Source organism: Shewanella marina JCM 15074 (assembly GCF_000614975.1).
GTDB lineage: Bacteria > Pseudomonadota > Gammaproteobacteria > Enterobacterales > Shewanellaceae > Shewanella > Shewanella marina.
In genome coordinates this window covers 1-15,323 of record NZ_BALM01000022.1, presented here as the reverse complement: position 1 = coordinate 15,323, position 15,323 = coordinate 1, and the positions used below count along the sequence as shown (strand labels likewise).

Here is a 15,323-nt window from a genome sequence, read left to right as displayed (position 1 = left end):
CTATTTGTTTAGGGTTTTGTAAGCTGGCATATTATTTGCATTTGTTTTAAGTATTATCACCTGGTCAGACAAGCTGTCTATGACCGATTTTATAAAGGTTTATCATATGCAACACACCGAAAGCCAGTGGCCAATGTATGTTTCGCTAAAGAGATCAGAAAAACAGATCGGTCGTTGGCTCACAGAGCAGTGGGAACTTGATCAAGTTATCCCTGCGAATTATGACGCACCAGAAGGTGCGAGTTTGGTTTTGTTAGAACTGCATTTAGATGAGCGTGCTAGTTATCGTTTAAATTTAGATATGAACAATCCCATGATCTATGTTGTATGCGATGAGTTAGGCGATGGTACTTGGATCCCTGCCGCTATTTCTGCAGATCAAGGTGTTGCCGCAGCTTGTTTAGAAGGTGATACGCCAGTATTAAATATGCCAATGCCAGATGCAATTGCCTGCTGGATTGAAGCATTTATTACCAAACATGGTGAAGTTGAAATTACTGCTCATCGCCGTAAACATGTGAATCGTCGTAAAGAATTAGCGACTGAAAAGCAGAGGAAAGGGCTATGAGTGAGCAAAGTGGTGGCTTTTTAAGCCGCTGGCAACTGCGTCGTCAACAGGTAGAAGCGGAGGCTAAAGTCGAAGCAAAACCTGTGGTTGAGAGCGCTGAGCCGATTGAACCTGTCGCAGAGACTCCAGTTGAACTTGAAGTTTCCCCTGCGACTGATAATGCTGCTGAAGCTTCAGTTGTTGAGTCAACTGAACCGCAAGATCCCAATCGAGTGCTAACTGCAGCAGATTTGCCCGATCCAGATTCGATTGAAGTAGGCGGCAGTTTTGCCCAATTTATGGCAAATAACGTTGATCCAGCAGCAAAGGCCGCAGCGTTACGTGCTTTATGGAAACAGCCTCATTTTAGTGAGTTAGACGGTATGGTTGAGTATGGGTTGGATTACCATAAGCAACCGTTAATGACGGCCGAAGAATCCGCTGAAGTTGCTAGAAAATTATTTAATAACGTTAAAGATACCGTTGAAAAAGTACTTGATGCGACCGAACCAGAGCTTGCATCTGAAACCGCGATTAATCATACCAATATCGTTAATAATACCCCTGAAATATCTGCGGACAAATTGGGTGAACAAGAGACTGAATTAGTACAATCTGGGTCAGTTGTAGACGATAAAACCGATAAGCCAGTTGCTTAAGGTGATAATAAATCATTTTAATTTCATAAAAACTGGTACGACTTTTGCTTTATTGAATGATATATAACGAATGCTGACTTAGCCATAGAGCATACAAACAAAAGCAGCAGTTCAATAAAGCAGTGATTCAAATACAGCAGTGATGAGCAAACTGCTTAGGAATGCAATGTGAGTAATATTATATCGCCGACGGAGCTTAAACAGGTTCGTCAACAGGTGCTTGCGCAAACGCAAATACTACAAAACTTAATTCCACCAACAGTGACTTATAGCACTGAAGGTAATGTACTAATCATTGGCCCTGAAGATTTGGCACGATTAGCCGCTGGACAGCTGTCTGGTATGGGCGCTTGTGTTATTTTGGCTAATGAAGCCATCACATCTCAAGATCCTGAGCATCTTGAGCGCGTACTTGAGTCTGCTACTGATGTAGAGACTTTCTACAATAAACTTATTAGTGTTAAAGGCTTCCTTGGTCAATTCCAAGTGACAGTCGATAATGGCGACACCATTGCTGAATTGAGCATGGTGGCTATTCGCAAGCCTCACTTTGATCTTATTTTGGATTTAAGTGCAACACCTTGTCTTAACTTAGAGATGTTACCGCCAGGCTATTTTTATGTCGGTCAAGATCAAACTAAGTTAGCGACAGCCCTAACAGAGTTGCCTGATTTAATCGGTGAGTTCGATAAGCCACGCTACGTTAAAGTGAATGCAGATTTATGCGCCCATTACCGTCATGGTAATGCGGGTTGTAATCGTTGCTTGAACTTCTGTCCAGCAGATGCCATTAGCAGCATTGATAATGTGATTGAGATCGATCCTTACCTTTGTCATGGTGCGGGCAGCTGTACTAATGCATGCCCGACAGGGGCAATTGCTTATGACTTACCGACACCGCAATCTCTGCAAGTTTTCTTAAAGAAAATTGTGGGTCGTTTCCGTGAGCAAACTAATGTTGCTCCAGTGGTTTTATTCCACGATAGCGACGCTGGTGCGGCAATGATTGATGACAGTCTTGCTGGTGAAATTTTACCAGTTGAACTAGAAGAAATTACAGTTGCGAGCATTGATCATTGGTTATCTGCATTAGCATGGGGCGCACGTAAAGTCCTTATCCTAAATACGCCTGCGACAGCGCCAACATTGACCCAAATGCTAAATGGCGAATTACTCTTAGTTAATCGCATACTTGAAGAGATGGGTCAGCCGCAACGTATTGAGCTAGTGAATAGTGTTGATACTGAAGTGGTAGCACCGATTTTAGATATTAGTCGTGATTGGCCAATCATTATGCCAGCGGCATTTGATGCAACGACTAAACGTGAAACTTTATATGCAGCATTAGATCATCTGAATCAGCAAGCTGCAGCCGTTGATACTTGTTTATCAATGAGCAATATCCCTTACGGTAAGGTTACCGTTAATCAAGATAAATGTACTTTATGCTTATCTTGTGTGGCGACCTGTCCGACTCAAGCATTAAAAGATGGTGGCGACATGCCAGCGCTTCGTTTTGTTGAGCAAGATTGTGTTCAATGTGGTTTATGTGCGCAAGCATGTCCTGAAAAGGTGATAAGCCTTGTACCACAGGTGAATTTTGATCAAGCCGTGCGTCAAGCACCACAAACGTTAAAAGAGGAAGCGCCATTTGAATGTATTACTTGTGGTACCGCATTTGCGACGCAATCTATGATTACACGTATGCTTGATATGGTTGGTAGCCACAGTGCATTTGGTGCCAATATTGAACGTTTAAAGATGTGTGCAGACTGCCGGGTTAAAGATATGTTTGAAGACATTCTTGCCGAGCCAGAAAAGCAACTGAAATAAGAGATCCGCCATGACCGAATTAGTAAGAGAAGTATCAGAAAACGATCAGTTACGCGCAGATATCTATCAGCTGCTAGCTGCATTACTGCGTCGCGAGCCGACGGCTGAGTTATTAAGCTTTTTAGCATCACTTGAAATTGATGCTGATGATGATAACGATATGACTAAAGCATGGTTAGCATTAAAGCTAGCTGCTGCGCAATTTACCCCTGAACAGTTAGAAGATGAATATTTTGACCTGTTTTTAGGCGTAGGTTGTGGTGAAATCATCCCTTACGGTAGCTGGTTTGTTACTGGTTCGTTAATGGATAAGCCGTTAGCTCTATTGCGTCAAGATTTAAAACAATTAGGTTTTGAACGTCAAGATGATGTGAAAGAACCTGAAGATCATGTGGCTGCATTATGTGAAGTCATGGGCTGTTTAATTCTGGAAGCTCCAGGATTTCGCCAGTTAGCTTTCTACAAGCGCCATCTTGGTGGTTGGATTGAACGCTTTAGTGATGATCTTGCAAAAGCCCCTAGCGCCGCGTTTTACGCGACTGTTGGCGCACTTGCAAAGGCATTTTTTGCACGAGAAGCTTACGAGTTTGAGCAACTTAGCTTGGACATCCCTGTCAACTGTCCCGGTGCTGAGGGTATCACCCCAACCACCAGTGACATTGTCTAAAAGCAAGTATACCGCGCCCCGCCAGAGCAATCTGAGCGGGGCGCAGTCTTTAAGGGCGTTTGCAAAACGCCTTGATAAACGTTGATAAGTTGTAACTTATTGTAACATTCAAAAAGGAGACTCTATGAAAAAGTCTGTTTCCAATATGGGTCGTCGTGAATTGCTAAAAACCTTAGCAATTGGCGGTGCTGCTACAGCGGTTGTTGCCGCAAGTAGCCAAGTGCTAGCTGCGACACCAAAGGATGCAAAAGTATCTACTGAGGAAGAAGGTTCAGGTTACCGCGAAACTGACCATATCCGTCGTTATTACGCCACGTTAGGCAGAAAATAGGAGATTGCGATGCGATTATCTCGCAAATCAGAGCAAGTTGAGGTTGTTGAAAAACAACACCTTGGCTTAAACCGTCGTCAATTCTTGCGCTCTGCAGGTTTGGCTACTGGTGGTATTGCAGCGGCTTCTGTACTTGGTATGGGCATGATGCGTAAAGCGGAAGCTCAAACTGAGTTTGTACCGCACGATACACCAATTGAAGTAAAACGTACTATCTGCTCACATTGTGCGGTAGGTTGTGGTGTTTATGCTCATGTACAAGATGGCGTATGGACTCATCAAGAGCCTGCGTTTGATCACCCATTCAATGCGGGCGGTCACTGTGCTAAAGGTGCTTCATTACGTGAAGTGGGTAGCGGCGCAAAACGCGTTAAATATCCAATGAAGTTAGTGAACGGTAAGTGGAAGCGTATCTCTTGGGAAACTGCGATCAATGAAGTAAGTGAACGTGCCCTTAAGGTTCGTCAAGAGTCAGGTCCTGACTCAGTTTACTTTATGGGTAGCGCTAAGTTTTCAAACGAACAAGCTTATTTATATCGTAAATTTGCAGCAATGTGGGGCACCAACAACGTCGACCACTCTGCTCGTATTTGTCACTCTACCACGGTAGCCGGTGTTGCTAACACTTGGGGCTACGGTGCGCAAACTAACTCAATCAATGACATGCGTAATGCTAAGTCAATGATTTTCATCGGTTCTAACCCAACAGAAGCGCATCCAGTTGCGATGCAGCATATTCTTGAAGGTAAAGAACGCGGTGCGAAGGTGATTGTAGTTGATCCTCGTTTTACTCATACCGCAGCTAAGTGTGATGAGTATATTCATATCCGTTCAGGTACTGACATTCCATTTATCTATGGTCTGCTATGGCACATCTTCGATAACGGTTGGCAGGCTCAAGAATTTATTGATGAGCGTGTATACGGTATTTCACGTATTCAAGATGCGTGTAAAAACTGGACGCCTGAAGAAGTTGAAAACGTTGTTGGTGTACCACGTGAGCAAATGTACCGCACAGCTAAAATGCTAGCGGATAACCGTCCAGGTACTGTGGTTTGGTGTATGGGTGGTACTCAGCATCACATCGGTAACGCTAACACTCGTGCTTACTGTATTCTTCAGCTTGCATTAGGCAACATGGGTGTTGTTGGTGGTGGTACTAACATCTTCCGTGGTCACGATAACGTACAGGGTGCAACTGACTTCGGTCTATTGAACGACACGTTACCTGGTTACTATGGCTTGAAAACAGGTTCATGGCAGCACTGGTGTCGTGTATGGGATCTTGATTACGATTGGGTTAAAGGCCGTTTCGACCAAGGTACTTATTTAGGTCAGGTTCCAATGAACTCTACCGGTATCCCTTGTTCTCGCTGGCACGATGGTGTGTTAGAGAATAAAGCCGAGCTAGCACAGCGTGATAACGTACGTATGGCATTCTTCTGGGGTCAGTCAGTAACAACTGAAACCCGTGGTCAACACGTGAAAGAAGCATTGGAAAAGATGGACACTGTTGTGGTTGTCGATCCATATCCAACGATTGCTAGTATTTTAGGTAACCGTACTGACGGCGTGTATATTTTACCTGCATGTACTCAGTTTGAAACTTATGGTTCTGTGTCTGCGTCTAACCGTTCAATTCAATGGCGTGACAAGGTTATCGAGCCATTATTTGAATGTAAGCCTGATCACGAAACCATGTATCTGCTAGCGCAGAAGTTTGGTTTTGAAAAGCAGCTTTGTAAGCACATCAAGGTGAATGGTTCAGAACCACTTATTGAAGACATTACTCGTGAGTTTAACCGCGGTATGTGGACAGTGGGTTATACCGGTCAAAGCCCTGAGCGTTTGAAGATGCACCAGCAAAACTGGGGTACATTCAGTATTGAAACCCTAGAAGCACCAGGTGGTCCAGCTAAAGGTGAAACTTATGGTTTACCTTGGCCTTGTTGGGGTACTCCAGAGCAGAAGCACCCAGGCACTCAGATTCTATATCGTACAGATCGTGAAGTACGTAACGGTGGTGGTACTTTCCGTGCCCGTTATGGTGTTGAACATGACGGCGTTAATATTCTGGCTGAAGGTAGCTACTCTAAAGGTAGTGACATCAAAGATGGTTACCCAGAATTTACTGACAAGATGCTTAAGCAACTTGGCTGGTGGGATGACTTAACACCAGAAGAGAAGCTTGCAGCTGAAGGCCGTAACTGGAAGACCGACTTATCTGGCGGTATCGTACGTGTTGCTATTGCTCATGGCTGTAGCCTAATGGTAATGCTAAAGCACGTTGTATCGTTTGGAATTTCCCAGATGATATCCCAGTGCATCGTGAGCCGTTATATACACCGCGTCGTGACTTAGTGGCTAAATACCCAACTTATCAAGACCGTCGTGTTGCGCGTCTACCGACCCTTTACTGGTCAATTCAGAAAGAAGACTACGCGAAAGACTTCCCAGTGATCTTAACCACTGGTCGTATTGTTGAGTACGAAGGTGGTGGTGAAGAAACTCGTTCAAATGCATGGTTAGCGCAATTAGCCCGTGAGATGTATATCGAAATTAACCCTGCAGATGCAGCCGATCGCGGCATCCGTAATGGTGATAAGGTCGAAGTACTAAGTCCTACAGGCGCTAAAGTATTTGTGAAGGCCATGGTAACTCCTCGTGTTGCGGTAGGCGAAAGCTTTATGCCGTTCCACTTTGCAGGTGTATTTGAAGGCAAGAGCTTAGGACCTAAATATCCAGAAGGTACTGAGCCATTTGTGATTGGTGAAGCAGCTAACACTGCCATGACTTACGGTTATGACGTGGTGACTCAGATCCAAGAAACTAAAGCAACACTTTGCCAGATCAAAAAAGCCTAACTTAACTTGATGAGGAGATAAGCCATTATGGCAGTCATGAAATTTTTATGTGACACCAAACGCTGCATCGAGTGTAACGGTTGTGTCACTGCGTGTTCAAACTCAAACTCTGAAGCGCTTGTATGGGGTATTCAACGTCGTCGCGTTGTGACCTTGAAAGAGGGTGAGCCAGGTGAAGCATCAATCTCAGTTGCATGTATGCACTGTACCGATGCCCCTTGTATGGCAGTTTGTCCTGCTAACTGTTTTTACCGTACCGATGACGGCATCGTGCTACATAACAAAGCAACTTGTATTGGTTGTGGTTATTGCTTCTATGCTTGTCCATTTGGTGCACCACAGTTCCCACAGAAAACCAGCTTTGGTAGCCGTGGCAAAATGGACAAATGTACTTATTGTGCAGGTGGTCCAGTACCTGATTTCTCTAAAGAGGAAGTTGAGCTATATGGTGCAAACCGTATTGCTGAAGGTAAATTACCATTATGTGCTGAGATGTGTTCGACTAAGGCACTACTTGCAGGTGATGCTGAAGTGATCTCTAGCATTTACCGCCAGCGTGTTGCGGCTCGTAGTAATCCAAATGTGATTTGGGGTTACGATCCACAAACAGCAGCTGACTTTAAATAACGAAGTATCAGAGGTGTGCATAGCACACCTCAAGGAGTGACTATGATGATTAAATCATTGCGTCGACTGCTTACTTTGTTAGTTGTTCTGATGAGTGTCTCGGTTGTCATGCCGAGTTATGCTGCAAATGAACAAACGAGTCAGCAAATGGCGAATGCCGAGCAAAGTACAGCCGATATGTGGCGCGCGGTTAAAGCGGGTGAAGTCGGTACAACAGCTGCAACTGAAGTTGAAGCTGGCGTATTAATTAATACTTTTGGTAATGAAGGTAAGATTATTAAGAATGATTATATCAACCCCGCTATGATGGCGGTTGTGGTTGGTGTATTTAGCATCTTTTTAATTTTCTTCTTGGTTAATGGCCCTTCAAAGCTAACAAAAGGTTTCTCTGGCAAGATGGTATTACGCTGGAGTAGAGCTGATGTGATACTGCACTGGGGCATGGCGATTTCCTGTTTTGCATTAATCTTAACAGGATTAACGATCATGCTGGGTAGACACATTATCCAACCTTTTATTGGGCATGAAGCATGGGCATTTATCATCCATTTCTGTAAAACCGTCCATGATTGGGTCGGTCCAGTATTCTTTGTCTTCTGGGCAATTTGTGTATTGAAATGGATGCCACGCCAAACCTTTAAGTCTTATGACTTAAAATGGTTCCTTGTGGCGGGTGGTTACATCAACTTTGGCCCGTTCAAAGGTAAACATCCCCACAGTGGCTATGCTAACGCGGGTGAGAAAATGTGGTTCTGGTCTTTAGCCATTTTTGGTCTATTTATCTGTACCACTGGCCTAATGTTAGTGTTCCCTGGTTTGGCATTACCGCGTGAAGTGGCGATGATTGCAGTGCTTGTGCACGGTGTTAGTGCGATTGTGATTATCGGCTTTACTATTGTTCATATCTGGATGGCTACCGCGTTAAGTGAAGGTGGTCTTGAGTGTATGAAGTCTGGTTATTGTGATGAGAACTGGGCGATTCAACACCATGATATCTGGTATGACGAAATCAAAGCTAACGGTAGCCTTAAGTACCAAGATTAGTTTATTTGATTAAGCCAAATATAAACCCTCAACATTCGTGTTGGGGGTTTTTTATGACCGTCAGTAAATTACCGCAATTGTTACATTCTTAATTTCAAACATCTGCTTGTTACCTCCTACAGCAAAAGCTGCACCAGTATTAATCACTAAATCATAATGTGGGTCAAAATGTCATATCAAATTGATGAATAAATGTACTTGCCGTGGTGTCTACAGGTTTTTAACTGTTAGTTCAGTGGTGACTAAATTTGAACTTATGCAGTTAGTTTTTATAGCAATAAAGACGATACGTTATGCTTGCTTTTAAATGTAATTTTGATGTTATCGGTAGTGGTTTTTAAGGTGTTGAATTTAAAAACTATTTCTGGTTATTTTTAGAGGCGCTATGCGAAGGGTTTAAGGACTGTTTGCGGCTTGTTTCTGTACATTTTAAAGATCTAATATTTACCACATCTGTATCAGTTTGTATCTCATAACTATATGCTTTTATTAGTAAAATCTTATTGTTTTTGTGATCTACTTAGCACTTACTTAAACATCTAATGACTGACCCCTCACAGATGCTTTTTTCTTCATGTTTTTCATGTCGAAATATGTTTATATCAGCCCAGCTTTGAACAATAAACTACTTAATTAACATGTAATTGCATCAATGCGGTAACACTTTAGCGGATTGGTGTTAATTAAAGTTGGTTTGGTTGGATAAAAGTAACATAAAAGTCACCTATGTATCTGGTGGCGCTCTTGGAGTGGAGTAAACATGAAAAAGCAACAGCCTGATCTAAGTCGTAGATCTATGCTGAAAGCCATTACCGTTGGCGGCGCAGCAACTGCTGCATTAGCTGTGACTGGTGTGAGTGTGGCTCAAGCATCTGAAACTAGCGTTGACGCTCAGTCAAAAACTGACGGCTACCGTGAAACTGATCATATCCGTCGTTACTACAACAGTCTGCGCGGCAACTAGGAGTTTTTGAGCGATGAAATTAACTCGCAAGTCAGAATCAGCCGTAACGGTTGAGAAAAAGACGCTTGGCATTAGCCGTCGTCAATTTATGAAGCACGCTGGTATTGCTACTGGTGGTATCGCCGCTGCATCATTAATGGGCACAGGCATGATGCGTCGTGCAGAAGCTGCTGACGTACCTTATGATGCACCAATCGAAATCAAACGTACTATTTGTAGTGCTTGTGCGGTAGGTTGTGGTCTATACGCTGAAGTACAAAATGGTGTGTGGACAGGTCAAGAGCCTGCATTCGATCACCCATTCAACGCTGGTGGTCACTGTGCTAAAGGTGCTGCTCTACGTGAACATGGTCACGGTGAGAAGCGCGTTAAGTACCCAATGAAGCTTGTTAATGGCAAGTGGAAGCGTATCTCTTGGGAAACTGCGTTTAACGAAGTTGGCGACAAGATGATGCAGATCCGCGAAGAGTCGGGTCCTGATTCAGTTTACTTCATGGGTAGTGCTAAGTTCTCGAACGAAGGCTGCTACATGTACCGTAAACTTGCAGCTATGTGGGGCACAAACAACGTCGACCACTCTGCACGTATTTGTCACTCTACCACGGTAGCTGGTGTTGCTAACACTTGGGGCTACGGTGCGCAAACTAACTCTTTCAACGATATCCAGAACGCACATGCGATCTTCTTTATCGGTGCTAACCCTGCTGAAGCTCACCCAGTTTCAATGCAGCATATCTTGTTAGCGAAAGAGCGTAACAACGCTAAGATCATCGTTGTTGATCCTCGCTTTACTCGTACAGCTGCACACGCAGACTTACATTGTGATATTCGTCCTGGTACTGATATTCCATTCATTTACGGTATGTTATGGCATATCTTCCAAAATGGTTGGGAAGACAAGACGTTTATCGACCAACGTGTATTCGGCATGGACGAAATCCGTGAAGAAGTAAGCCGTTGGACGCCAACTGAAGTTGAAAACGTTACTGGCGTTAAAGAAGAGATCGTATACCAAGCTGCTAAATTAATGGCAGACAACCGTCCTGGTACTGTTGTTTGGTGTATGGGTGGTACTCAGCACCACGTAGGTAACGCGAACACTCGTGCATACTGTATTCTTCAGCTTGCATTAGGCAACATGGGCGTTTCTGGTGGCGGTACTAACATTTTCCGTGGTCACGATAACGTACAGGGCGCAACTGACTTAGGTCTACTGTTTGACAACCTACCTGGTTACTACGGTCTAACATCTGCAGCTTGGCAGCACTGGACTAACGTATGGGAACTGGATATGGAGTGGATGAAGAGCCGCTTCGATCACGGTACCTACTTAGGCCGTACACCAATGACTACGCCGGGCATTCCTTGTTCGCGTTGGTTTGACGGTGTATTAGAAGAGAAGAACAAGTTAGCTCAGAAGGATAACATCCGTCTAGCATTCTTCTGGGGTCAATCTATCAACACTGGCGTACGTTCTCGCGATCAGCGTGATGCGTTAGATAAGATGGAAACTGTAGTTGTTGTGGATCCATTCCCAACAATCGCTGCTGTTCTTGGTAACCGTAAAGATGGCGTGTACATCTTACCTGCGGCAACTCAGTTCGAAACTCAAGGTTCTATCTCTAACTCAGGCCGTTCAGTACAGTGGCGTGAGCAGGTAATCCAGCCGTTATTCGAATCTAAGACTGACTTAGAGATCATGTACCGTCTATCACAGAAGCTAGGTTTTGCTGAGCAATACACTAAGCGTCTAGCGATCGATAAGGCAACTGATACTCTAGTTATCGAAGACATTACTCGCGAAATTAACCGCGGTATGTGGACCATTGGTTTAACTGGTCAAAGCCCAGAGCGTATCAAGCAACACACCATGAACTGGGGTTCTTTCAATAACAAGACATTGTTAGCGGAAGGCGGCCCATGTGAAGGCGAAAACTACGGTCTACCTTGGCCATGTTGGGGTACGCCAGAGCAGAAGCACCCTGGTACTCAGATTCTTTATAACACAAGCAAAGAAGTGAAAGACGGTGGTGGTAACTTCCGTGCTCGCTACGGTGTTGAATACCAAGGCGTGAACATTCTTGCTGAAGGCAGCTTCTCGAAAGGTTCTGAGCTACAAGACGGTTATCCAGAGTTCACTGACAAGATGCTTAAGCAACTTGGTTGGTGGGATGAGCTGACTGCTGAAGAGAAAGCTTCTGCAGAAGGTAAGAACTGGAAGACTGACTTATCAGGCGGCATCGTACGTGTTGCTGTTAAGCATGGTTGTACACCATTTGGTAACGCTAAAGCGCGTTGTATTGTTTGGACATTCCCAGACAAGTTACCTATTCACCGTGAGCCGTTATATACCTCTCGTCGTGACTTAGTATCTAAGTACCCAACGTACCCAGATATGCAAATTCACCGTCTACCGACGTTGTATAAGTCAATTCAAGATAAAGATGTAACAGGTCAATTCCCACTAATCGCGACTTCTGGCCGTTTGGTTGAGTACGAAGGTGGTGGTGAAGAGTCTCGTTCTAACCCATGGCTTGCTGAACTACAGCAAGAGATGTTTATCGAGATCAACCCAGCTGATGCTGCTGATCGCGGTATTGCGAACGGTGACACTGTATGGGTTCACGGTCCTGAAGGTGGCAAGATTAAGATCCAAGCTATGGTGACTCCTCGTGTAAACAAGGGTGTAACTTGGATGCCTTACCACTTCGCTGGTGTGATGGAAGGTGAAAGCTTAGCGCCTAAGTACCTGAAGGTACTGTGCCTTATGTGATTGGTGAATCTTGTAACACGGTTCTGACTTACGGTTATGACCCAGTAACACAGATGCAAGAAACCAAAGCTTCACTATGTCAAGTTGTGAAAGCATAAGCGCAGCAATAAGCTAGGAGATTGCCATAATGGCTACAATGAAATTTTTATGTGATACCAAGCGCTGCATCGAATGTAACGGCTGTGTCACTGCATGTAAAAACGAAAACGCCTCTGCTTTAGAGTGGGGCATTCAACGCCGCCGCGTTGTAACCATCAATGATGGTAAACCAGGTGAAGCATCTATCTCTGTTGCATGTATGCACTGTAGTGATGCACCTTGTATGGCGGTTTGTCCTGCAAACTGTTTCTACCGTACTGAAGACGGCATCGTATTACATAACAAGTCAACCTGTATTGGTTGTGGTTACTGTTTATATGCATGTCCATTCGGCGCACCACAGTTCCCTAAGAACGGTGCATTCGGTGCTCGCGGTACTATGGACAAGTGTACTTTCTGTGCTGGTGGCCCAGAAGAAGATCATTCAGAAGCTGAACTGAAGATGTACGGTGCTAACCGTATCGCTGAAGGTAAGCTACCTATGTGTGCTGAGCTTTGTTCAACTAAAGCTCTGCTAGCAGGTGATGCTGAAGTGATCTCTGCTATTTATAGCGAGCGTGTTGCTTATCGCGGTGCTAAAACGCAGCTTGGAAGTAAGCCACAGTACCATTTTTGATACCCGGTTAACCGGGTATCAAATGGTGAGAGAGGATCTAATATGAACAAATTGTTCAAACACATAGCGTTGCCATTGCACTGATGTTTAGTGCGGTATGTTTCGCTAATGGTGGTGCTGAACTTGCTCAGCACAGTGATGCTCAAGTTTGGGCTCAGCTGCAGCAGGGCGCACAGGGTTACACTACTTCAAAGAGTGAGTTTCATAACCAACCAATCAATACCTATGATCTACGTGTATTAGAAGTGCGTGATCTATTGGCACCAGCATTAATTGCTGCGTCATTCGGTATGATTATTATCTTCTTGTTATTTATCAAGGTGAACGGCATTTCTAAGCTGCACCATGGTTTCTCTGGCAAGATGGTTTACCGTTGGTCTAAGTTTGATGTGTCAATCCACTGGTTAGGTGCGATTCCATGTCTATTACTTATCTTAACGGGTATTGGTTTATTAGCAGGCCGTTTCTTCATCCAGCCGTATATCGGTGAAGGTGCATGGGGCAGCTTAGTTTATGGTGCAAAGCAGATCCACGATGTGGTTGCTTTCCCATTCATGGCCGGTTGGTTATTAATGACCGTGCTATGGGCTAAAAACCAGATGCCAAAGATGTATGACGTTAAGTGGTTCATGGTTGTTGGTGGTTATATTAACTTTGGCCCGTTCAAAGGCAAGCACCCTGATGCTGGCTTTGCTAACGCAGGTGAGAAGTTATGGTTCTGGGCATTTGCAATCTTCGGTCTAGTGATTTCTGCGACCGGTATGATTTTGCTATTCCCTAACTTATTTGAACCAAGCCGTACCATTAGCTTACTTTCACTTATCTTACATGGTGTGAGTGCAATTATTATCTGTGCATTCTCTATCGTACATATCTTCATGGCGACAGCTATGTCTGAAGGTGGTATGGAGTGTATGGTGTCTGGTTACTGTGATGAGAACTGGGCAAGTCAACACCACAATCTATGGTTTGATGAGATTAAAGAAAACGGCACTCTTAAATACAAAGAGTAAGCGTATATTCTCTATATTGAAAACATCGTGAATAGTAAAACACCCAGCTTAGCTGGGTGTTTTTTTATGCTTGTGGCGCAAAATCGGCTGCGGCTTCGCGGTGAGCAGTATAGATTGCTTCACCATCACTTTCTGCATCAAAAATAACAGTTACATCGGGTGAGAAAAGTAAGATATCACCAACTTCAGCTACGTATTTAACGTTGTCAGTGTCACGTACTACGATTTTACCTTTAGTAATGACTTTGTATTCAACAGAATCATAGAAGTATTCAAATTCAGTGCCTGGTGACATGGTAAAGTGGCCAACGGTCAATGCGTTACTGTTGTTAGTCACACTCACTTCTGCCATGTCACTTTTTAAGTTAGCGACATTAAGTAACTTGCTTAAATCGTTTAGTTTGAATGAACCTGATTTTATCAGGGTAATTTTGTTTGGCTGGTTGGTTAAACTAGTCATTATGATCCTTTAATAAAAATAATGCCCATCACCGCTTTAATGTGATTGGCATAAGGAAAGGCACCGGCCTTTCCTTATTGGGTAATCGATGATTAAGTCGATTTTTATTGATTGGCTAAACGGGGTTAGCTAATCAGTGATTACATGCGAGCTTTAAAGATCTCAACAATCTCTTCAAGACTTGCTTGACGTGGGTTTGTTAGTGAACAAGCATCGTTTAGGGCGTTTTGTGCCATAAATGCTAACTTGTCTTCTTTCACGCCAAGGTCAGCTAAACGCTGATTTGTACCCACTTGAGCAGATAGCGCTTCAATCGCCGCAATACCCGCTTCAATAGCTTGTGCTTGGGTCATACCAGTAACGTCAACACCCATTGCTTTAGTAATATCAACGAAACGCTCAGGGCTTACTTTGGCGTTAAAGCGAGATACTTCAGGTAATAAGATAGCGTTACATAGACCGTGTACTAGGTCATAAACACCACCTAATTGGTGCGCCATAGAATGAACATAACCAAGAGATGCGTTAGAGAACGCCATACCTGCTAGGTATTCACCATACTGCATTGCATCACGTGCTTCGCGGTTTTCACCATTTTCAACGGCAGTTGCTAGGTTTTGAGAAATTAACTCAATCGCCTTAATAGCAGATGCATCAGTAATTGGTGTAGCAGCAGTAGAGACATAAGCTTCAACGGCGTGAGTTAATGCGTCCATACCAGTCGCAGCAGTTAAGAATTTAGGCATTGCGACCATTAATTCAGAATCGTTAACCGCAATGATAGGAGTAAAGTGCTTATCAACCACAGGGTATTTAGTTTCATCAG

11 protein-coding genes and 3 pseudogenes are annotated in these 15,323 nt (G+C 43.9%); 12 read left to right on the top strand and 2 right to left on the bottom strand.

Annotated features, from left to right (window positions below):
• The first annotated feature begins 106 nt into the window (after positions 1-106).
• The 12 genes and pseudogenes from JCM15074_RS14925 to JCM15074_RS22400 all read left to right on the top strand — a co-directional run bounded on the left by JCM15074_RS14925 (position 107) and on the right by JCM15074_RS22400 (position 14,037).
• On the top strand, positions 107-568 hold the full coding sequence (locus JCM15074_RS14925; RefSeq protein WP_025822037.1) for a DUF3305 domain-containing protein: 462 nt from the start codon (positions 107-109) through the stop codon (positions 566-568).
• Positions 565-1,206 (top strand): DUF3306 domain-containing protein, encoded by a 642-nt coding sequence (locus JCM15074_RS22415; protein ID WP_025822035.1) that lies wholly within the window; start codon positions 565-567, stop codon positions 1,204-1,206. The genes JCM15074_RS14925 and JCM15074_RS22415 overlap by 4 nt, the downstream gene beginning before the upstream one ends.
• Before the next feature lie 177 nt (positions 1,207-1,383).
• Positions 1,384-3,039, top strand: coding sequence for a 4Fe-4S binding protein (locus JCM15074_RS14915; RefSeq protein WP_025822033.1), 1,656 nt, complete (start codon positions 1,384-1,386; stop codon positions 3,037-3,039).
• 10 nt (positions 3,040-3,049) lie between these two features.
• Complete coding sequence (locus JCM15074_RS14910; RefSeq protein ID WP_025822031.1) at positions 3,050-3,706, top strand: TorD/DmsD family molecular chaperone; 657 nt, start codon at positions 3,050-3,052, stop codon at positions 3,704-3,706.
• A 124-nt stretch (positions 3,707-3,830) separates the two neighbouring features.
• Entirely contained in the window at positions 3,831-4,037 is a 207-nt protein-coding gene (locus JCM15074_RS14905; RefSeq protein WP_025822029.1) for a twin-arginine translocation signal domain-containing protein, read from the top strand.
• Between the two features lie 9 nt (positions 4,038-4,046).
• Positions 4,047-6,901: pseudogene (locus JCM15074_RS22410) on the top strand (formate dehydrogenase subunit alpha).
• A 27-nt stretch (positions 6,902-6,928) separates the two neighbouring features.
• Positions 6,929-7,528 (top strand): formate dehydrogenase FDH3 subunit beta, encoded by a 600-nt coding sequence (fdh3B, locus tag JCM15074_RS14895; protein ID WP_025822027.1) that lies wholly within the window; start codon positions 6,929-6,931, stop codon positions 7,526-7,528.
• Between the two features lie 42 nt (positions 7,529-7,570).
• The gene (locus JCM15074_RS14890) at positions 7,571-8,572 is read left to right on the top strand and encodes a formate dehydrogenase subunit gamma (RefSeq protein WP_148300808.1); all 1,002 of its coding nucleotides are present in this window, start codon (positions 7,571-7,573) and stop codon (positions 8,570-8,572) included.
• 760 nt (positions 8,573-9,332) lie between these two features.
• Entirely contained in the window at positions 9,333-9,536 is a 204-nt protein-coding gene (locus tag JCM15074_RS14885; RefSeq protein WP_025822024.1) for a twin-arginine translocation signal domain-containing protein, read from the top strand.
• Positions 9,537-9,549: 13 nt separating this feature from the next.
• A pseudogene (locus JCM15074_RS22405) lies at positions 9,550-12,407 on the top strand (formate dehydrogenase subunit alpha).
• 29 nt (positions 12,408-12,436) lie between these two features.
• A complete protein-coding gene (gene fdh3B, locus JCM15074_RS14875) occupies positions 12,437-13,024 on the top strand; it encodes a formate dehydrogenase FDH3 subunit beta (protein ID WP_025822022.1) in 588 nt (195 codons plus the stop codon).
• Between the two features lie 42 nt (positions 13,025-13,066).
• Positions 13,067-14,037: pseudogene (locus tag JCM15074_RS22400) on the top strand (formate dehydrogenase subunit gamma).
• A gap of 64 nt (positions 14,038-14,101) precedes the next feature.
• On the opposite strand, the gene JCM15074_RS14865 reads toward JCM15074_RS22400, so the two are convergent.
• Positions 14,102-14,497 (bottom strand): hypothetical protein, encoded by a 396-nt coding sequence (locus JCM15074_RS14865; RefSeq protein ID WP_025822020.1) that lies wholly within the window; start codon positions 14,495-14,497, stop codon positions 14,102-14,104.
• Positions 14,498-14,637: 140 nt separating this feature from the next.
• Positions 14,638-15,323 (bottom strand): dehydroquinate synthase/iron-containing alcohol dehydrogenase family protein (locus JCM15074_RS14860; RefSeq protein WP_025822018.1); only part of this gene is annotated, 686 nt, incomplete at its 5' end.